The organism is Rhodoferax sp., assembly GCF_044236835.1.
GTDB lineage: Bacteria > Pseudomonadota > Gammaproteobacteria > Burkholderiales > Burkholderiaceae_C > Allorhodoferax.
In genome coordinates this window covers 134,608-155,007 of the sequence record NZ_JBIIGC010000005.1, presented here as the reverse complement: position 1 = coordinate 155,007, position 20,400 = coordinate 134,608, and the positions used below count along the sequence as shown (strand labels likewise).

General features: G+C 59.4%; 18 protein-coding genes and 1 tRNA gene. 4 read left to right on the top strand and 15 right to left on the bottom strand.

What is annotated here, in order from left to right; all coding sequences use genetic code 11:
- Nucleotides 1–71 precede the first annotated feature (71 nt).
- The 4 genes from ACILRC_RS05670 (at nt 72) to ACILRC_RS05655 (ending at nt 4,302) form a co-directional block, all read left to right on the top strand.
- A complete protein-coding gene (locus ACILRC_RS05670) occupies nt 72–497 on the top strand; it encodes an NfeD family protein (RefSeq protein ID WP_395668384.1) in 426 nt (141 codons plus the stop codon).
- 12 nt (nt 498–509) lie between these two features.
- Nucleotides 510–1,424 (top strand): SPFH domain-containing protein, encoded by a 915-nt coding sequence (locus ACILRC_RS05665; RefSeq protein WP_395668383.1) that lies wholly within the window; start codon nt 510–512, stop codon nt 1,422–1,424.
- A gap of 162 nt (nt 1,425–1,586) precedes the next feature.
- Nucleotides 1,587–3,335, top strand: coding sequence for an AMP-binding protein (locus ACILRC_RS05660; RefSeq protein WP_395668382.1), 1,749 nt, complete (start codon nt 1,587–1,589; stop codon nt 3,333–3,335).
- A gap of 34 nt (nt 3,336–3,369) precedes the next feature.
- Entirely contained in the window at nt 3,370–4,302 is a 933-nt protein-coding gene (locus tag ACILRC_RS05655; protein WP_395668381.1) for a bile acid:sodium symporter family protein, read from the top strand.
- Between the two features lie 202 nt (nt 4,303–4,504).
- Here ACILRC_RS05655 and ACILRC_RS05650 read toward each other — a convergent pair.
- From ACILRC_RS05650 to ACILRC_RS05580, 15 genes are all read right to left on the bottom strand, one after another.
- A tRNA-Pro gene (locus ACILRC_RS05650) sits at nt 4,505–4,581 on the bottom strand.
- 2 nt (nt 4,582–4,583) lie between these two features.
- Nucleotides 4,584–5,069 (bottom strand): MerR family transcriptional regulator, encoded by a 486-nt coding sequence (locus ACILRC_RS05645; protein WP_395668380.1) that lies wholly within the window; start codon nt 5,067–5,069, stop codon nt 4,584–4,586.
- A gap of 111 nt (nt 5,070–5,180) precedes the next feature.
- Entirely contained in the window at nt 5,181–5,507 is a 327-nt protein-coding gene (locus tag ACILRC_RS05640; protein ID WP_395668379.1) for an integration host factor subunit alpha, read from the bottom strand.
- Between the two features lie 29 nt (nt 5,508–5,536).
- Nucleotides 5,537–7,972: a phenylalanine--tRNA ligase subunit beta gene (gene pheT, locus ACILRC_RS05635; RefSeq protein WP_395668378.1), complete on the bottom strand. Its 2,436-nt coding sequence runs from the start codon at nt 7,970–7,972 to the stop codon at nt 5,537–5,539.
- 40 nt (nt 7,973–8,012) lie between these two features.
- Nucleotides 8,013–9,083, bottom strand: coding sequence for a phenylalanine--tRNA ligase subunit alpha (pheS, locus tag ACILRC_RS05630; RefSeq protein WP_395668377.1), 1,071 nt, complete (start codon nt 9,081–9,083; stop codon nt 8,013–8,015).
- A 104-nt stretch (nt 9,084–9,187) separates the two neighbouring features.
- Nucleotides 9,188–9,547: a 50S ribosomal protein L20 gene (gene rplT, locus ACILRC_RS05625; RefSeq protein ID WP_293662877.1), complete on the bottom strand. Its 360-nt coding sequence runs from the start codon at nt 9,545–9,547 to the stop codon at nt 9,188–9,190.
- Nucleotides 9,548–9,572: 25 nt separating this feature from the next.
- Nucleotides 9,573–9,776 carry a 50S ribosomal protein L35 gene (gene rpmI, locus ACILRC_RS05620; RefSeq protein ID WP_094481090.1) on the bottom strand — a complete coding sequence of 68 codons (204 nt, stop codon included), beginning with the start codon at nt 9,774–9,776 and terminating at the stop codon, nt 9,573–9,575.
- A gap of 170 nt (nt 9,777–9,946) precedes the next feature.
- Nucleotides 9,947–10,534 (bottom strand): translation initiation factor IF-3, encoded by a 588-nt coding sequence (gene infC / locus ACILRC_RS05615; protein ID WP_395668392.1) that lies wholly within the window; start codon nt 10,532–10,534, stop codon nt 9,947–9,949.
- Between the two features lie 85 nt (nt 10,535–10,619).
- The gene (gene thrS, locus ACILRC_RS05610) at nt 10,620–12,533 is read right to left on the bottom strand and encodes a threonine--tRNA ligase (protein ID WP_395668376.1); all 1,914 of its coding nucleotides are present in this window, start codon (nt 12,531–12,533) and stop codon (nt 10,620–10,622) included.
- 275 nt (nt 12,534–12,808) lie between these two features.
- On the bottom strand, nt 12,809–14,128 hold the full coding sequence (aceA, locus tag ACILRC_RS05605; RefSeq protein WP_395668375.1) for an isocitrate lyase: 1,320 nt from the start codon (nt 14,126–14,128) through the stop codon (nt 12,809–12,811).
- Between the two features lie 269 nt (nt 14,129–14,397).
- On the bottom strand, nt 14,398–15,729 hold the full coding sequence (locus ACILRC_RS05600) for a type III glutamate--ammonia ligase (RefSeq protein WP_395668374.1): 1,332 nt from the start codon (nt 15,727–15,729) through the stop codon (nt 14,398–14,400).
- Nucleotides 15,730–15,756: 27 nt separating this feature from the next.
- Complete coding sequence (gene gabT, locus ACILRC_RS05595; RefSeq protein ID WP_395668373.1) at nt 15,757–17,061, bottom strand: 4-aminobutyrate--2-oxoglutarate transaminase; 1,305 nt, start codon at nt 17,059–17,061, stop codon at nt 15,757–15,759.
- Between the two features lie 29 nt (nt 17,062–17,090).
- Nucleotides 17,091–18,560, bottom strand: a complete 1,470-nt coding sequence (locus tag ACILRC_RS05590; protein ID WP_395668372.1) for an aldehyde dehydrogenase — start codon at nt 18,558–18,560, stop codon at nt 17,091–17,093.
- 36 nt (nt 18,561–18,596) lie between these two features.
- Nucleotides 18,597–19,457 carry an ABC transporter permease gene (locus ACILRC_RS05585; protein WP_395668371.1) on the bottom strand — a complete coding sequence of 287 codons (861 nt, stop codon included), beginning with the start codon at nt 19,455–19,457 and terminating at the stop codon, nt 18,597–18,599.
- A 10-nt stretch (nt 19,458–19,467) separates the two neighbouring features.
- Nucleotides 19,468–20,394: an ABC transporter permease gene (locus tag ACILRC_RS05580; protein WP_395668370.1), complete on the bottom strand. Its 927-nt coding sequence runs from the start codon at nt 20,392–20,394 to the stop codon at nt 19,468–19,470.
- Nucleotides 20,395–20,400: the final 6 nt, after the last annotated feature.

Below are 20,400 nucleotides of genomic sequence, written 5' to 3'. Positions count from 1 at the left end.
TGCGGCAGCTTTGTTGTGGGCCCAGCGTTTTCGCCCACAATGTCGCGTCATCAACACAAGACAAGGCGGCTATGGCGAACGCAACCCTGTGGTGGCTGGCTGCCGGTGCGGCAGTCGCGCTCGAGATGGTGTCGGGTACTTTCTACCTGCTGATGCTTGCCTTGGGTATGGCAGCCGCTGCCATTGCTGCCCACCTCGGTGCTGGCTTGGCTTTGCAGCTGGTGGTGGCCGCCGCTGTCGGTGGTGGCGCAGTGGTGGCCTGGCGTTTGCGCAAGGCCCAGCAAAGCGAGCATGGCAACGCGCAACGCAATGTCAACGTGAACCTCGATATCGGTGAGTCGGTGTCGGTCGAGGCTTGGAAGGCCGATGGCACTGCCGCCGTGCATTACCGCGGCGCGCAGTGGACCGCAATCATGCGGGAAGGAACAACACCCACACCGGGAACGCACCGGGTGGTGGAATTGGTGGGCAACCGCCTGGTGCTTGAAAAAATCTAAAGAGGAGACGTTATGCAATTAGAAATCGCAATCATCTTGCTGGTGGTTGCTGTCATTTTTGTGACCAGGTCGGTCAAAGTGGTGCCGCAGCAGCACGCTTGGGTGGTGGAGCGACTCGGCAAGTACCACGGCACCCTGACGCCTGGTCTCAACTTTTTGGTGCCCTTTATCGACAGCGTTGCCTATAAGCACGTGCTCAAGGAAATTCCCTTGGACATTGCCAGCCAGGTTTGCATCACCCGGGACAACACCCAGTTGCAGGTCGACGGCATACTGTACTTCCAGGTGACCGACGCGATGCGGGCCAGCTATGGCTCGAGCAACTACATCGTCGCCATTTCGCAGTTGGCCCAGACCTCGCTGCGCTCGGTCATCGGCAAGCTCGAACTGGACAAGACCTTCGAGGAGCGCGACATCATCAATGCACAGGTGGTGGCCGCCATTGACGAGGCTGCGCTCAACTGGGGCGTGAAGGTGCTGCGCTACGAAATCAAAGACCTGACACCGCCCAAGGAAATCTTGCACGCCATGCAAGCGCAGATCACCGCCGAGCGCGAAAAGCGTGCGCTGATTGCAGCGTCCGAAGGCCGCCGCCAAGAGCAAATCAATATCGCCACTGGCGAGCGCGAGGCCTTTATCGCCCGCTCTGAAGGTGAGAAGCAGGCGGTCATCAACAAAGCCCAGGGTGAAGCGGCCTCCATCACCGAGGTTGCCAACGCTACCGCAGCGGCCATTGAGCGCATCGCCACTGCGATCCGCCAACCCGGTGGAGAGCAGGCAGTGCAACTCAAGGTGGCGGAAAAAGCGGTCGAGGCTTACTCCAAAGTGGCGGCGGATTCCACCACCACACTCATCGTCCCGGGGAACATGACCGAGGTGTCCACCTTGATTGCCAGCGCCATGAAGATGGTGCAAAGCTCCCGCTAGTTCTCAAGCGGCTTGGTACGAAGCATCGAGCCTTTGGCGCCTACGATCGGCTAACACCTTGTGCCTGTTGAGGGCAGGTAGTCGGTGCGTGAGGTGCGCGCAAAATGCGCAGCCCAAGCCAGCTCACAAACCCCTGTCGCTTTTTTTACACCTTGACCCACCATGTCCGACGTCTCCAATCGCCCTTGGCATAAGCACTACCAACAAGTCGGCATTGCGCCCACATTGGACCCATTGCCGCACCGCAACCTCGCCGAAATGGCTCACGCATGCTGCGACAAGTGGAAAGCCGAGAGCCAGGTCAAGGCAGCATTCAGTTGCGTGGTACCCAACGGCATGAATGGCCGCTTGAGCTTTGCCGAGGTGGACGCGCTGTCGGACGCGTTTGCCGGCTATTTGCGTGCGGTGGTCGGGCTGCAAGCTGGCGAACGGGTCGCAGTGCAACTGCCTAACAGCCTAGGTTATCCGGTGGTCGCTTTGGGCGTGTTCAAAGCGGGCTGCGTGCTGGTCAACACCAACCCCCTGTATACAGAGACTGAGATGGTGCACCAGTTCAACAATGCCGGCGCCAAGGTGCTGGTGATGGTAGACATGTTCGCCGACAAGCTGCCCTCCGTGCTGGCCAAGACCAAGATTGAAAAGGTGGTGTTGGCCGCAGTGACAGAGTTCTTCCCCCTGGTGCCCGGCGCCATCGTGCGCGGCGTGCAACGATTTTGGAACCGGGTGTTGCCGCCTGTGACGGTGCCGCACCTGCGCTTGCGCGAAGCGCTCGAACAGGGTCGCGCCACCTTGGCACAAACACCCGCACGCACGTATTGGGAAGGGGTTGGCCGCAACGATTTGGCGCTGCTGCAATATACCGGTGGCACAACAGGCGTGAGCAAAGGCGCGATGCTGACCCACGGTAATTTGCTCGACAACATCCAACAAACCCGCGCCATGGGCCATAGCCACATTGCACCGGGACAGGAATGTGTGCTCACCGCCCTGCCGCTCTACCATATCTTCGCCTTCACCGCGAACCTGCTGGGTTTCTTGGCGGTGGGCGGGCACAACGTGCTCATACCCAGCCCCCGACCGGTGCAAAACCTGCAACGTGCCATGGAGAACTATCCGGTCACCTGGATGACGGGCGTCAACACGCTGTACAACGGCCTGCTCAACGAAGAATGGTTCGTGGCCTTTCCTCCCAAGACACTCAAGGCTTCAATTTCCGGCGGCACCGCACTGCACTCTGCGGTCGCGCAACGCTGGCGAGAACTCACCAAAACGCCAATTGCAGAAGGCTACGGCCTGACCGAAACCTCACCGGTGGTGAGTTTCAACCCGCTGACAGGCACGCCGCGCGATGGCAGTATCGGCATTCCTGCACCGGGCACCGATGTGCGCTTGGTGGGCGACGACGGAGAGGACGTCGCCACCGGTGCACCAGGTGAAATCTGGGTGCGTGGCCCTCAGGTCATGGGGGGCTACTGGAACGCTGAAGAAGAAACCGCTAAGGTGATGCAGGGCGATTGGTTTGCCACTGGCGACGTGGCGGTGATGGACGACGCCGGTTTCATGCGCATCGTGGACCGAAAAAAGGACATGGTGTTGGTCTCCGGCTTCAACGTGTACCCCAACGAGGTGGAGGATGTGATCGCCGACATGGACCATGTGCTGGAAGTGGCGGTGATCGGCGTGCCCGACGCCAAGACCGGCGAGGCTGTTCGGGCCTATGTGGTGCAGAACCCGGATCATGCCAAGGAGCTGACGCCGGCAGACGTCATTGCCCACTGCAAGCAGCACCTGGCCGCCTACAAGGTGCCCAAGCTGGTGGTGGTGCGTGACGAACTGCCCAAGAGCCCCATTGGCAAGGTGCTGCGCAAGGACCTGCGCAAGGCCGTGGCCGAAGAGATGAGCCGCGGCTGATCGCTATCCGTCGAACCAAATAGAGAAGCATCAAATGATTTCAGAAACCGAAACCAAGCTGCTGGGCATCATGATGATCGTCATCATGCTGGGCATGGGCGCGTCATTGACCGTGAAGGATTTTTTGATTGCCCTGCGAAAACCCGTGGGCATCGGAATTGGCATCGTCACCACTTACCTCTTGACACCCATCGTAGGTTTCACCATCGCCCACTTGGTGCTGTTGCCCCACGCAAGCCCCGAAGACACCAAGTGGTACGCCTATGCCGTGAGCCTGATTCTCATGGCCTGCCTGCCCGGTGGGACCACCAGCAATATCTTCAACTACTTCAGCAAAGGCGTGCTGTCGCTGTCGCTGCTGATGACTATCGTGTCGACCTTGTTGGCGGTGATCATGGTGCCATTGACGCTTGGCGTATTCAGTATGGGCATCGACGGCGACTGGAAGATCCCCCCAGAAAATGTGGCGCAAGTGCTATTTGTGTTGTTGGTACCCACCGCCATCGGCATGGTGCTCAGAAAAGTCAACCCCAATCTGGGCGCCACGCTGGAGCTGGTCGGCGGCGTACTTGGGGTGGTCGTCATTCTGTTTCTCGTCGTGTCCTGGGTACCGCGTAACTGGCCGCTGCTGCTCACCACGCCTTGGCCCGTGTACTTTGGCGCCATTGGTCTGGGCGTGTTCGGTTTTGCAGTGGGTTACCTATTCGCCCGGTTCGTGCGGCAAGACCCCAGGCGCTCTCGCACCATCGCACTTGAAACTGGCATTCAAAACGGCCCGCTGGGCGTGCTGATTGTTACCCTCACCTTCAGCGGCGAACAGCAACAACAGGTGTTGCTGATCCCGGTGCTGTACTCGCTGTTCATCGTCATCACCGCCAGCATCGCCACGGTGTTCTTCCGCCGCAAGAGCGAGGCCGAAGCCTTGGCCCGCGACCGCGCCAAAGACGGGTCGGTGCTGGCCTCGTGAGGATGGCCTTGGCAAACTGGACCGAGGTGGAGGTAGCCGGTGTGGCGGTCTACGCCTCGACAGTTTGCGGCTGCCGCAGCTGCGCGATATCGCCACCGTTGGTACGGTCGACGGCAACCGCGGAGTTGGGGGCAAAATGACCAACGGCCGGGCCAAATAGGAAAGGACTTAGAGCATTGCTGCTCTAAGTCCTTGTTTCATTTGGTCGGTGTGAAAGGATTCGAACCTTCGACCCCTTGCACCCCATGCAAGTGCGCTACCAGGCTGCGCCACACACCGAATCAGCCCGGGATTATAGCTTCATCTAGAGGGTGAAAATGGTCGTCTAGGGAAAGCAAGTCGCGTATTTCCAAGAGCTCGCGGCGCAGTTGCGCTGACTGTTCCGGGTGCTCGGGAGTCACATCAAACGCCGCGCTGTTTGCGAAGTCCTCCAGGGTCTCGCCGTCGACTTCGATCACATCAACCCCCTCGAGCATGACCTCTCCGTTGCGCCGCTTGTCGCGCTCGGTTTGCATCAGCTCTTGCATCTTGTTACGTGCGCCGCTGATCGTGAAACCCTGGTCGTACAGAAGATCGCGAATGCGGCGAATCATCAGCACTTCATGGTGCTGGTAGTAGCGGCGGTTACCACGTCGCTTCATAGGACGAAGCTGGGTGAACTCTTGCTCCCAGTAGCGCAGCACATGGGGCTTGACGCCGCACAAGTCACCCACTTCTCCGATGGTGAAGTAGCGCTTGGCCGGAATGGCGGGCAGTGAGTTCTCCATGTGGGTCAGTGAGGCAGCAGAGAAACCGACGAGGTTACTCTAAGTTCGCTGGCGCGGCAAAGGTGCGAGCAACGAAACTGACTAACGGGCACGGGTCTAGGCTCATCTGCGCTATTGAACTGAGCGCTCGTCCTGGATGAGTTCTTTGAGCTTGTGGCTGGCGTGGAAGGTCACCACGCGCCGCGACTCAATGGGGATCGCCTCACCGGTGCGGGGGTTGCGTCCTGGCCTTGGGGCTTTGCTGCGAATTTGAAAGTTTCCAAAGCTCGAAATCTTCACGTCGGTGCCGTTGACGAGGCTATCTGCGATGAGGTCAAAAAACGCATCGACCATGTCCTTGGACTCTCTTTTGTTCAGACCAATTTGCTCAAACAGCAGGTCTGCGAGCCGGGCCTTCGTCAGTGCCGGCGTTTCCAAACTTTCGACAGAAATTTCCATAGTGTTCTCTGTACAAATCGCTGCGCGGATTAGCTGCGCTGGCGGGCGCCCAGTGAGCTGGTCAACTGCGCCATAACCGCTGTAACTGCAGCTTCAATCTGTTCGTCGGTCAAGGTGGCAGTGTCGCTGCCCAGTGTAAGACGCATCGCCAGACTGCGGTTGGGCGAACCCTGCTCGGGTGTTGCGTCCTTGCCAACTTTGGGGCGGTACACGTCGAACAGCTGCGCGTCGCGCAACAGGCCTTGGCTGGGCGCAGCCCACACCGCGGCCATCAGTTCCGCGTGCGTGACCGTATCACCCACGACCATCGCGATATCGCGCTGCACAGGCTGGAATTTGGCCACCGGTTTGAACTCCGGCACCACACGCTGCAGCACGGCATCGAGATCCAACTCAAACACAACGGAAGCTGTCGACAGCTCATAGGACTGGCGCCACTGCGGGTGCAACTCACCCACATGGCCCACATGTTTTCCGTCCACCGAAATACTGGCGCAACGGCCCGGGTGCATGGCGGGGTGCGAACCCGGTGAAAAAACAGCCTTGCGCGGTGCGAGCAGCGCCTCCACATCGCCCTTGACGTCGAAGAGGTCAAGGTCTTGGTCCTTGCGGCCCCACTGCAAAGTGTCTGAGCTGCCACAGGCCAGGCCGGCGATGCGCATGGGTTGGTCAAAGCCTTGCACCGTGGTATCTGTGTTCTCAACGCTGGCATCGCGCAGAAACACACGCCCCAACTCAAACACCCGCACCCGCGCGACCTTGCGTGCTTGGTTGAACTTCTGCACCTGCAGCAAAGAGCCCAGCAGCGACGAGCGCATCACCCCCATTTGGCTTGCAATCGGGTTAAGCAGTTGGATTGGGTTGGGGTTGCCCGCGAGTTCATGCTCCCAGCGCGCATCTACGAAGCTGAAGTTGATGGTTTCTTGGTAGCCCATGGCCGCCAAGCTGCGCCGCACCGCGTAGGGGCTGCGCTGCGCCTCGGCCCGGAGCCGGGCCGTGATCGGTGCAATCGGTGGCGTGTGCGGCAGCTGGTTGTAGCCCACCATGCGCGCCACCTCTTCAATCAGGTCTTCTTCAATCTGCAAATCGAAACGGTGAGGCGGCGGCAGGACCGTGATTGCGCCCTCACGCTGCGTTATCGGCAACCCAAATCGCTCGAGCGCGCCGGCGCATTGCTCCTGGGTCAGGGGCATGCCGATGACTTTGGCAGCGCGTGCCACCCGCAAGGTGACGGGCATAGGCGTCGGCATGCGGACCTTTTGGTCGTCGATGGGGCCGCAGGTGCTGTCCGCAGTGCCACAGATCTCCAAAATCAGTTGAGTGATGTGCTCGATATGCTCTGCCGTGGTGCTGGGGTCAACGCCGCGCTCAAACCGGTGTCCCGCATCGGTAGAAAAATTGAACCGTCGCGAACGCCCCGCCACCGATGTGGGCCACCAAAACGCGGCTTCGAGGTACACATGCTGTGTGGTATCAGACACAGCGGTGGCGTCTCCGCCCATGATGCCCGCCAAGGACTCCAATTGCGCCTCGTCGGCGATCACTCCCACGCTGCCATCGACGGTGACCGTGCTGCCGTTGAGCAGCTTGAGCTGCTCACCCGCTCTGCCCCACCGCACCTGCAGCCCACCTTGGAGCTTGTCGAGGTCGAAGATGTGGCTGGGGCGGCCCAGCTCGAACATGACGTAGTTGGAGATGTCCACCAGAGCATTCACGCTGCGCTGCCCGCACCGCGCCAAACGGTCCACCATCCACTGCGGAGTCTTGGCCGCGGCATTGAGATGGCGCACCACCCGGCCTGAAAAACGGCCGCACAAATCAGGTGCTTCAATGGTCACGCGGACCGTGTCCTGGTTGCCCACCCGAGCGCTTGGAAACTCGGGCGCACACAAAGGCGCGCCAGTCAATGCCGAGAGCTCACGCGCGACACCAAACACGCTCAGGCAATGCGCCAGATTGGGCGTCAGTTTCAGGGTAAACAAGGTGTCGTCGAGCTGCAGGACTTCACGAAGGTTCTGGCCCAGCGGCGCATCCTGCGGCAGCTCCAACAGGCCAGCGTGGTCTTGCGACAGCTTGAGTTCGCTCGCCGAGCACAGCATGCCCTGGCTCTCAACACCACGCAGCTTTCCCAGGCGAATCAGAAAAGGCTGGCCGTCATCGCCAGGCGGCAATTCAGCCCCCACCAACGCGCAGGCAACCCGCAAACCAGCGCGTGCATTGGGCGCACCACAAACAATGTTGAGCGGCTCCACTTGCCCGACATCGACCGTGCATACGCGCAGGCGGTCCGCATTGGGGTGCTGTACCGCAGTGAGGATTTCACCTACGACGACGTGCGAAAAAGCCGGTGCCACCGGCTTGAGCTCCTCGACCTCCAGACCGGCCATGGTCAGGGTGTCGGCCACCTCTTGGGTGGTCAGTGGCGGATTGCAAAAGGCGCGCAGCCAGGATTCAGGAAATTGCATGGTCAGTGTGTGTCGGTTGGTTCGCGGTCAGTGCAGCGCCTTACTGGAACTGCGACAGGAAACGCAGATCACCGTCAAAAAACAGGCGCAAGTCATTGACGCCGTAACGCAGCATCGTCAGCCGGTCGGGTCCCATGCCGAACGCAAAGCCAATGTACTTTTCCGGATCGAGCCCCATGTTGCGAATCACGTTGGGGTGCACCTGACCGGAGCCGGCAACTTCCAACCAGCGGCCTGCCAACGGACCGCTTTGGAATTGGATATCTATCTCGGCGCTGGGCTCGGTGAATGGGAAAAAGCTCGGACGAAAGCGCAGTACCAAATCCTCGCTTTCAAAAAAGGTACGGCAAAAATCGGTGAAAACAAACTTCAGGTCCTTGAAGCTGACGTTTTCGCCCACCCACAGGCCCTCGCACTGGTGGAACATCGGCGAATGCGTGGCGTCGCTGTCGACGCGGTAGGTGCGTCCGGGCGCGATCACGCGAATTTCCGGCATGTCACCGCTGAAGAGATCGCCTGGGCCGGTGGCTGCCGCTTTGCGGTAGCGCTTGACATGCTGTACTGCGTGGCGAATCTGCATGGGGCTGGTGTGGGTGCGCAGCAAATTGGGCGCACTGGGCGAACCACCTTCCACATAAAACGTGTCGTGCATCGACCGCGCAGGGTGGTCTTCAGGCGTGTTAAGTGCGGTGAAATTGAACCAGTCCGACTCGATCTCAGGTCCCTGGGCCACATCAAAACCCATCGACCCGAAGATCGCCTCGATCCGCTCCAATGTCAGCGATACCGGGTGCAGCCCACCTTGGCCGCGCTGGCGTCCTGGCAGGGTCACGTCCAGCGCCTCGGCCCGCAACTGGGCTTGCAATTCAGCGTCTGCCAAGGCCTTGCGCCGTGCGTTGAGCGCATCCTCAATGGCTTGCTTAGCTACGTTGATGGCTGCGCCATAGGACTTTTTCTCGTCCACGCTCAAGGAGGCCATGCCTTTCATCAGTTCGGTGATGCGCCCTGCTTTGCCCAAGAACTGCGCTTTGGCGTTCTCTAGCTCGGGGGGGGTATGGGCCTGCGCAAATGCGGCTTGGGCGGACTCGACAATGGCGTTCAACTCTTGCATAGGTTCTTTTGAATGGGGTCCAACGAAAAAGGGCTAGTGCTTTTGCAAGCGCTAGCCCTTGTTTCTAACGTACCAAGCGCCAGAAAAGGGAGCTTGGCCGTGGATCAGGCTGCCAACTTGGCCTTCACTTGGTCCACGATGCCAGCAAACGCCGCCATGTCGTGGATAGCGATATCGGACAACACCTTGCGGTCGATCTCGATGTTTGCCTTTTTCAGGCCATTGGCAAACTGGCTGTACGTCATGCCGCACTGGCGCGCAGCGGCGTTGATACGGGCAATCCACAACTGGCGGAAAACACGCTTCTTGGTACGGCGGTCGCGGTAGGCATACTGCCCTGCCTTCATTACCGCTTCTTTAGCGATACGGAAAACATTACCGCGGCGGCCGCGAAAACCTTTGGCAAGGGCTAGAACTTTTTTGTGGCGGGCGCGAGCCGTTACACCACGTTTGACGCGAGGCATTGTGTTACTCCTTGTTCGTCGTTAGTTAAATACCACGGCCGGGCAGCATCTGTGCCATGTGACCCATATTGGTCTCATGAACTCCAGTTGAGCCGCGAAGGTGGCGCTTATTCTTGGTGGTCTTCTTCGTCAGGATGTGACGCTTGAAGGCTTGACCGCGCTTGACGGTTCCACCTGGACGGACGCGGAAGCGTTTCTTCGCCGCGCTTTTGGTCTTCATTTTGGGCATATGCATGCTCCTTTTCGTTTGTGCTCGTGAGGCGTCTGGAAACTATTTCCAGCCTTGTTGGCCCCGAGCCACTTTTTGGCGGCACCTAACGGCACCTTGCCAGCCTGTGGAACTGTGAGGTTCCGCAGTATCTGCGTTGCCAGTGCACTCACCGGCAACGCTTTAACCCATTAACTTGCAGTCTCTGTCGCAGGTTTTGCTGCGCCGGCCGGCTTTTTCCGGCCTGGCGCAATCATCATCACCATCTGGCGGCCTTCCAACTTCGGGAACTGCTCCACCACAATTAGGTCACCCAATTCGTCACGCATACGCTGCAACATCGCCAAACCAATGTCCTGGTGCGTGATTTCACGACCTCGAAAGCGCAAAGTGATCTTGCACTTGTCGCCATCGGCAAGAAAGCGCTTTATGTTGCGCATCTTGATGTTGTAGTCACCGTCGTCGGTGCCGGGGCGGAACTTGATTTCCTTGATTTCGATGACCGTCTGCTTGGCCTTGGCCTCAGCTGCCTTTTTTTGCTCTTGGTACTTGAACTTGCCATAGTCCATCAAGCGACAGACCGGCGGGTTCGCCGTGGCAGAGATTTCAACCAGATCAACATCGAGTTCACCTGCCTGACGCAGGGCTTCCATCAGGCTGACGACACCGAGGGGCTCGTTATCGGGGCCGGTGAGGCGAACCTCGGGGGCCATGATTTCACGGTTAAGGCGGTGCTTGCGCTCTTCACGCTGACGGCGGTCACGAAATTCAGTAGCGATGGCTCAATCCTTTTCTAGTGTTGCCACAAAACCATGGCGGTTGCTGCAACTTGCGCGCGCACAAAAGACGTTCTTTGGAAATACCTCAGACGACCGATTTGTTTGCAATGTCCGCCAAGATTTTGTGCACAAAGGCATCAAGGGACATCGCGCCGAGATCTTGTCCACCCCGGGCACGCACTGCGACAGTACCTGCTGCCATCTCTTTGTCACCCACGACCAGCAGATACGGCAGCTTTTGCATCGAATGCTCGCGGATTTTATAGGTAATTTTCTCGTTGCGGAGGTCTAAATCGACCCTAAGCCCTTGATTTTGCAGCGTTTTGGCCACGTTCCCGGCGTATTGGGCCTGTGCGTCGGTGATGTTCAACACAGCAACCTGCACGGGCGCAAGCCACGCCGGCAGCGCGCCCGCACTCTCTTCGATCAAGATGCCAATGAACCGCTCCAGGCTGCCAACAATCGCACGGTGCAGCATGACCGGGCGGTGCCGGGCGCCGTCCTCGCCTACATATTCGGCATCGAGTCGCTCGGGCATGGAGAAATCGACCTGGATGGTGCCGCACTGCCATTGGCGCCCGATGGCGTCCTTCAGGGTGTACTCGATCTTGGGCCCGTAAAACGCGCCCTCGCCCGCAGAAATCTCGTACGCGCAGCCCGACGCCTTGAGGCTTTCGATCAGCGCCGCTTCGGCCTTGTCCCAAATGGCGTCGGATCCGATGCGTTGAGCTGGCCGCGTTGCCACTTTGTAGATGATGTTCTTGAAACCAAAGTCGGTGTAGACCCGTTGCAGCAACGCGGTGTAGGTGACGCACTCGTCCAGGATCTGCTCCTCGGTGCAAAAAATGTGGCCGTCATCTTGGGTGAAACCGCGCACCCGCATGATGCCGTGCAGGCCGCCCGAGGGCTCGTTGCGGTGGCAGTTGCCGAACTCACCGTAGCGCAACGGCAAGTCGCGGTAGCTCTTGATGCCCTGCTTGAAGATCAATATGTGGCCGGGGCAGTTCATCGGTTTGAGCGCGTACTCGCGTTTCTCCGACTCGGTAACGAACATGTTTTCGCGGTACTTGTCCCAGTGCCCGGTTTTCTCCCACAGGCTCTTGTCGATAATTTGCGGGCCTTTGACTTCTTGGTAGCCGTTGTCCTGGTAGACACGGCGCATGTACTGCTCGACCGACTGCCACAGCGTCCAGCCCTTGGGATGCCAGAACACCAGCCCAGGCGCGTGGTCGTCGATGTGGAACAGGTCCAGTTCGCGTCCGAGTTTGCGGTGGTCGCGCTTTTCCGCCTCTTCGATCATCGTGAGGTGCTGGTGCAGGTCCTCTTTGGTGGCCCAGGCGGTGCCGTAGATGCGTTGGAGCATCTCGTTCTTATGGTCACCGCGCCAGTACGCGCCTGCGACCTTCATCAGCTTGAAGTGTTTGAGCTTGCCGGTGCTGGGCACATGCGGGCCGCGGCACAGGTCTTCGAACTTGCCTTCGCGGTACAGCGACACATCTTCGTCGCTGGGAATGCTGGCAATGATTTCCGCCTTGTAATGTTCACCCAGGCCTTTGAAATACGCCACCGCCTCGTCGCGCGGCAGCACCCGGCGTACGACCGCTTCGTCTTTGCTGGCAAGTTCAACCATCTTCTTTTCGATGGCAAGCAGGTCGTCTGGTGTGAATGGCCGCTTGTAGGAAAAGTCGTAGAAAAATCCGTGCTCGATGACCGGGCCGATGGTCACCTGCGCGTCTGGAAAGAGATCTTTCACGGCATAGGCCAGCAAATGCGCGGTTGAATGGCGGATGAGATCCAGCGCCTCTGCATCTTTGCTGGTGACGATGGACAGCGAGCTGTTTGCGGCAATCACAAAGCTGGCGTCGACCAGTTTTCCATCGACCTTGCCGGCAAGCGCCGCCTTGGCAAGGCCGGCACCAATGGATGCAGCGACCTCGCCTACCGTGACTGGGACGGAAAACTCACGTTGTGAGCCATCGGGTAATGTAATTTGAATCATTTGCGTGCAAGGGTAGTTTGGGCAAAAGAAAAGCGCGGGGTGTCCGCGCTCGTCTGTCTGTCTGTCTGTGGGGCGGGCACCGGGGCCGCGCGGACCGCGGCCTCAAAGGTGCATTGCTTTGCAGGACGGAGTTCGCGGTGTCATAACCAGACTGCCTTTCTCGCTCTTGTGAGTTCAGGGATGTGCGATTTTAACCCCAGCGCTGCGGGGCCCATCCAAAACAAAAGGGCTGGCGTCGCTTGCGCGGGCCAGCCCTTGCCGCGTCGAAGCTGCGCTTAGTGGAACTGTTCTTCTTCGGTGGAACCAGTCAGCGCGGTCACGCTGGACTTGCCGCCTTGGATCACCGTGGTCACTTCGTCGAAGTAACCCGTGCCCACTTCTTGCTGGTGCGACACGAAGGTGTAACCGCGCTCGCGCGCAGCAAACTCGGGTTCTTGAACCTTGTCTACGTAAGCCGACATCCCGCGCGCAACATAGTCTTGCGCCAAGTCGAACATGTGGTACCACATGTTGTGGATGCCAGCCAAGGTGATGAACTGGTACTTGTAGCCCATGGCGCCCAGTTCCTTTTGGAACTTGGCAATGGTGGCGTCGTCCAGGTTCTTCTTCCAGTTGAAAGACGGCGAGCAGTTGTAGGCGAGCAGTTTGCCTGGGTGCTTGGCGTGCACCGCGTCGGCAAACTTCTTGGCAAACACCAGGTCGGGCGTGCCGGTTTCGCACCACACCAAATCGGCGTACTCCGCATAGGCCACGGCACGGGAAATGGCTTGGTCTAGGCCCTTCTTGGTCTTGTAAAAACCTTCGGCGGTGCGCTCACCGGTGAGGAAAGGCTTGTCGTTGGCATCGTAGTCGCTGGTCAACAGGTCAGCCGCCTCCGCGTCGGTACGAGCGATCACCAAGGTGGGCACGCCATACACGTCCGCTGCCATGCGGGCAGCGATCAACTTTTGGCAAGCCTCGGTGGTGGGCACCAGGACCTTGCCGCCCATGTGGCCGCACTTCTTGACCGAGGCGAGCTGATCTTCAAAGTGCACGCCGCCGGCGCCAGCGCGAATCATGGCCTTCATCAGCTCGTAGGCGTTGAGCACGCCACCGAAGCCAGCCTCTGCGTCTGCAACGATGGGCGCGTGGTAGTCGATGTAGCCCTTGTCGCCTAGGCCAACGCCCTTGGACCACTGGATCTCGTCGGCGCGGGTGAAAGCGTTGTTGATGCGCTCCACCACCTTGGGCACCGAGTCCACCGGATACAGCGACTGGTCGGGATACATGGCGGAATAGCCGTTGTTGTCGGCTGCAACTTGCCAGCCCGACAGGTAAATGGCCTTCACGCCCGCCTTGACCTGTTGCATGGCTTGGCCACCCGTGAGTGCGCCCAGGCAATTGACGTAAGGTTCGTTGTTCACTAGGTCCCACAGCTTCTCGGCACCACGGCGGGCCAAGGTGTGTTCGACCTGGAAGGAGCCGCGCAGACGCACGATGTCCGCTGCGGTGTAGCCGCGCTTGATGCCCTTCCAGCGGGGGTTGGTGGCCCAGTCTTTCTCGAGCGCAGCGATTTGTTGTTCGCGGCTGAGTTGTTCGGTCAGTGATTTCGGCATAAGAGCACTCCTAGGTTGGTTGAACGTTGGCGTCGGCTTGCCAAGCAAGTACGGTGCCGCGGAGTGAATTCTAAGTCTTATAGAAGACCTATCGCAATCTTATGTCTTATATAAGACTAAAAGTTTTCTTATTAAAATCAATGACTTACGGCCATCGTTTCTCTATACAAAACACAAATTACATATTGCGAAAAATTCGTGGTGCGATGCAACAATGATTTTTTGCATGGCGAAACACCGATGCACATCCAAGAAACGCCATCCGTGCCTTAAAAAGCGTTCGCGTAGCGCTGCAGCTCCCAATGGCTCACCTGCTGGGAGTAGCTATCCCATTCAGCGCGCTTGAGACGAATGAACTCAGTGCAAAAGTCGCTGCCCACCGCCTGCGTAAGCGCTGCATCGAGCTCCAAAGCATCGACGGCAGCGTCCAGGCTCTTGGGCAAGCGCGCAGGCATAACAGCGCCGATGGCCTGCCGCGCGTAGAGGTCGTCTGCACAGGGTTGCGGCGCCACCAAGGCCCGGTCGATCCCCAATAAACCCGCGCTCAGCGTGCCTGCAATGGCTGCGTAGACATTGCAAGACGGGTCCGGCAGACGCCACTCCATGCGCCCTGCCACAGTGCGCACGAGGCAGGTCCGGTTGTTGTCGCCATAGGCCTTCCAAACAGGCGACCAAGTCGTTCCCGACGCGCTGTCGCTGCTGGCCAAACGCTTGTAGCTGTTCACCGTGGGCGCGCACAGGGCGCTGAGTGCGTCTGCATGGTGCAAAAGGCCCGCTGCAAACTGGTGCCCCAAGGGGCTCAACCCCAACGGGCCACTCGGATCGGAGAACAGGGCCTTGCCCTGCGCGTCGGTCAGGCTCAAGTGAAAGTGCAAGCCGCTGCCGGGTGCGCCAGCCAGTGGTTTGGGCATGCAACTGAAGACAGCACCGTGCTTCTGCGCGACTGCATGGGCCGCCAACTTGAACAGCATGTACCGATCGGCAGCCGCCAGCGCGTGGTCAAACCGGTAGTTGATTTCGTACTGGCCGCACGCGTCTTCATGGTCGATTTGCTGCAAATCAAAACCCAGCGCCACTAGGGTGCTGCGCATGTCCTCCAAAAACCCGGCGTTGCGGTGGATCGCGCGCAGGTCGTACGAGGGCTTGTCGAGTTGGTCTTCAGCGTCTGCTACGTGCCAAGTGCCATCGGCGCCTTTGCGCATCAAAAAGAACTCGGGCTCTATACCCACCCACAAAGTCCAGCCACGCTGCTGCAAGCCAGCAAGAACGGTCTTGAGCATTTGGCGCGAGCAGGTTTGCAGGGCCTGGCCGCCGGCAAAGCCGTCACACACCGCGTGGGCCACCCCAGGCATGAACGGCAGCGCACGTAGCGAATCCATCTGCACCCGACCGTAGTATTCGCTACGCGCGCCATGGCGCGGCAGGCCAGTCCCCCAGATGCTCGGGCCTGCAAAGCCAGCCCCCTGCTCCACCCATTCCTTGAGGTTGTGCAGTGGCACCAACTTGCCTTTGGCGACCCCGTGGATGTCGCAAAACTGGGTCAGGATGGAGTGAATGCCCTGGGATGTGAGCGCTTGGATTTTGGCGTCGTAATGCGTCATTGGCAGCGCTTTAGGGTCGAACTCGGGTTAGGCCAGAACGGTGTCGAGGATGCCCATGGCCTCTTCGAAAACAATGTCTTCGATGGTGAGCGGGAACAGAAAGCGAACCACATTGCCATACACACCACAGGTCAGCAACAACAAGCCCTGCTTCAAGGCCGCTTGCTGCACCCGCTTGGCGAGGTCGGCATCGGGTGCTCCGGTTTCGGGGTGAACGAAATCGCATGCCACCATGGCGCCCAGACCACGGATGTCGCCGATGCGCGCGTTCTTGGCTCGGGCCGCGTGTAGCCGACCCAACAAACGCTCGCCCAGCAGGTTGGCACGCTCGGGCAGCTTTTCCTCGGCCATCACATCCAACACCGCATGGGCGGCGGCGACTGCCAGCGGGTTGCCGGCATAGGTGCCGCCAAGTCCACCCGGGTTGGGAGCGTCCATCACTTCGGAGCGACCCACCACGGCCGACAGTGTGGTGCCACCCGCCATGCTCTTGGCCATGGTCATGATGTCGGGGGACACACCGTAGTGCTCCATCGCAAACATCTTGCCGGTGCGGGCGAAGCCAGTTTGCACTTCATCAGCAATCATCAAGATGCCGTGCTGGTCGCACAACGCGCGCAGCCACGTGACGGCCGCTTGCTGGATCGGGTTGAAGCCGCCCTCACCTTGCACCGGCTCGAAAATGATGGCCGCCACGCGGCTGGGTTCGATATCGCACTTGAAGAGCTGCTCGATCGCGCGCTGGGTTTCCTCCAAGCTGGCGCAGTGGCAGGGAAAAGGGGCGTGGTAAATCTCGGGAGCAAAGGGTCCAAAACCAGCCTTGTAAGGCTGCACCTTGCCGGTCAGCGCCACCGCAAACATGCTGCGCCCATGGAAAGCACCACCGAAAGCAATTACCCCGCTGCGCTTGGTGTGGGCGCGCGCGATCTTGATCGCATTTTCTACAGCCTCAGCGCCCGTTGAGAAGAACGCCGACTTGACTGGTCCACTGATCGGAGCAATTGCGTTGATCCGCTCGGCCAAGGACACGTACTCGGCATAGGGCACCACTTGGTAGCAGCTGTGGGTAAAGCGCTGCAACTGGGCTGCGATTGCGGCCTGGACTTTCGGATGCACATGGCCGGTGTTGAGCACCGCGATGCCACCGGCAAAGTCGATAAAGCGGCGGCCCTCGATATCCCAAAACTCTGCGTTCTTGGCGCGGTCAATGAAAAAATCACCCATCACCGCTACACCACGTGGCGTGGCAGCCTGGCGGCGGGCGTGCCATTCGGCATTGGTTCCGGAGCCGATGTGAGTGGGTGGGCTGGTGGGCTTCAAAACAGCATTCATAGTGGTCTCTTGAGTAAAAAGTCTCGCAATCAAACCGGCGAGTCGATGCGAATCCAGGTGGTTTTGGTTTCGGTGTACTTGTCAAAGGCATGCAGCGACTTGTCGCGGCCCACGCCACTTTGCTTGTAGCCGCCGAATGGAACGGTGATGTCGTCCTCGTCGTACTGGTTGACATGCACCGTACCGGCGCGCAGCGCGCGCGCCACGCCGTGGGCTTTGTTGAGGTCGGCAGTCCAGACACCGGCTTGCAGGCCGTACACGCTGGCGTTGGCTTGGCGCACCACATCGGCGGTGTCGGTGAACGACAGAACTGACAGCACCGGCCCAAAGATCTCTTCGCGGGCGATGGTCATCTCGGGTTTCACGCCGTCGAAAATGGTGGGCTCCACATAGCAACCACCGGTCTCTGCCAAGGCCTGTCCACCACCGGCCAGTAGCTTGGCACCTTCGGCTTTGCCGCTGGCGATGTAGCCCAGCACCGTGTTCATCTGCACCTGGTCTACCAAGGCGCCCATCACCGTGTCTGCATGGGTCGGGTTGGCTGGCGCGTAGGCGGGCACCAAGGCCAGAGCCTTCTCCAGAAAACGCTCCTTGATGCTGGCCTCGACAAACAAGCGCGAAGGCGCATTACAACTCTCGCCCTGGTTAAAAAAGATGCTGCCAACCGCCGCTTGCACTGCGCGATCGAGGTTGGGGCAGTCGGCGAAAACGATGTTGGGCGACTTGCCGCCCAGTTCAGTCCACGCACGCTTGAGGTTGCTCTGCCCGGCCATCACGTGGATTTGCTTGCCTACGCGGGTGGAACCAGTGAACGCAATACAGTCCACATCCATGTGCAGCGCGAGCGGCGAACCGGCTTCCGCTCCGTAGCCTGGCACCACATTGAAAACTCCCTCGGGGATGCCCGCCTCCAGCGCCAACTCGGCCAGGCGCAGCGCGGTCAGCGGCGACTTCTCGCTGGGCTTGAGCACCACGGAGTTGCCCGCCGCTAGGGCCGGCGCAATCTTCCACGCGGCCATGATCATCGGGTAATTCCAAGGCACGATCACGCCCACCACACCCACGGGCTCGCGGGTGATCAGAGCCAGTGCGGTCCTCGGCGTGGGGGCAATCTCGTCGTACACCTTGTCGGTCGCCTCGCCATACCATCGCAGGCAATTGGCCGCACTGTTGACGTCCACCGCGCGGGCGTATTTCACTGGCTTGCCCATGTCAAGCGTTTCCGTGAGCGCAAGCTCGTCGCCATGCTGCTGCACCAGATCCGCAAAGCGCACCATCACACGCTTGCGCTGCGCGGGTGCCATGCCACTCCAACGATGGTCCTCAAACGCAGCGCGTGCGGCCGCAACCGCGAGGTCTACATCGGCGGCGTCACAGCGCGCAACTTGGGTAAGCACACGACCGTCTACCGGGGAAACGCAATCAAAAACTTGGGCGCTGGCGGCGGCGACACGCCGTCCGTTGATGAGTGCGCGGCCGTCAAAAGTGGGGTCTTGCATTAAAGATGTGCTTTCGTGTTTCGGGGATGAGCCGATTCAGGCGATCGAAACCGGCGCTGTTTCGGCCCGGATCGCAGCGGCGATCTCGCGCTCCCGGCGCCGAGTCTGGCGTGCAACCCACACGCTGTAGCCGATGATGACGATGGTGACTGTCACGATCAGCAAAGTGGCTGCCGCATAAATGGTGGGGTTGATTCCACGGCGCGCATAGCCGAAGATGACCTGCGGCAGTGTGCTTACGCCCGGGCCAGACAAAAACTCTGAGATAACGACATCATCGAAGGACAAGGTGAACGAGAGCAGGAACGCCGCCAAAATGCCTTGCGAAATGTTGGGCAAGGTGACCAGAAAAAACACCTGGTAGGGCCGTGCGCCCAAGTCCATGGCCGCTTCTTCAAGCGAGCGGTTCACCTCCAGCAATCGCGACTGGATCACCACCATGCCATAGGCCATGCCAAGCAAGGTGTGGCCCAAAACGATGGTCATAAAACCCCGCTCGGGCCAACCGATGGCGTTTTGAACGCCCACCATCAGCAGCAGCAAGGAAAGACCAATCACCACCTCAGGCATCACCAGCGGCGCATTGACCATGCCGGAAAAGACGGTGCGCCCAAGAAACCGGCGATACCGTACCAAAACAAACGCGGCAAAAGTGCCCAGCAATGCCGACAACACCCCGGTAACGGTTGCCACTTTCAAGGAGAGCAAAAAGCCATCCACGATCTTGGTGTCTTTGGCCAAGGCCTCGTACCACCGCAGCGAAAAACCGGTGAATCTGGTGTCTTGGCGGGTGCTGTTGAACGAGAACACGATCATGAAAAACAGCGGGATGTACAAAAACAAGAACACCAACGCCAACCAGAACTTTCCAAAGTTTTTTTCCAGAAATGCTTTCATGGAGTGCCCCTTAGTTCTTCTTGTCGGCCGGTGCGCTGGCTTCGCCGCTGTAGTGGTAATAGATGGCCAGGGGGACGATGATCAACCCGATCATGGTTACCGCCAAGGCGCTGGCACGTGGCCAGTTGTTGCTGGTAAACATCTCGTCCCACACCACCCGCCCGATCATGATGTTCTCTGGGCCGCCCAGCAAGGACGGGATCACAAACTCGCCCACACAGGGAATGAATACCAGCATGAATCCTGCGACGATGCCAGCTTTGGACAGTGGCACTGTGATCAACCAAAACGCCTTGAACGGCGAAGCGCCCAGGTCGTAGGCGGCCTCAAGTAAGCGAAAGTCCATCTTTACCAAGTTCGCGTACAGCGGCAACACCATGAAGGGCAGGTAGACATAAGTCATACCGACCAGCATCGACACGTTGGTGTACAGCATCTGGATCGGCTCGGACGTCAGGCCCACAGCCATCAAGAGTTTATTGACGATGCCCTGATCGGCCAGGATGCCCTTCCACGCGTAGACCCTCAAGAGGAAAGAAGTCCAGAATGGCAGCATCACCATCATCAACAGGGCTGGACGCACGCTAGGTGCAGAGCGGGCGATGAAGTAGGCAAACGGGTATCCAATTAGCAGGCACAGCACCGCTGTGCAGAGTGCGTAAAGCACCGAGCGCAGGTAGGCTTCTACGTACAAGGTCTTGAACCACGGCGCGTCTTCGGCGGTACGGAATATGGACCAGTAGTTTTCGTACTTCAGACTCAGGATCCCGGTTTGCGGGTCCCATATCGGCTTAAAGGGATGGATGTCTGCGCCCATGTCCACAAAGCTGATGTAGAGCAGAATACAGAACGGCAGAAAAAAGAAGACCCCCAGCCATACGAACGGCACGCCGATCACAAAGCTGCGTCCGGGCATGCGAAGAACAATGCGTTTCATGGCATG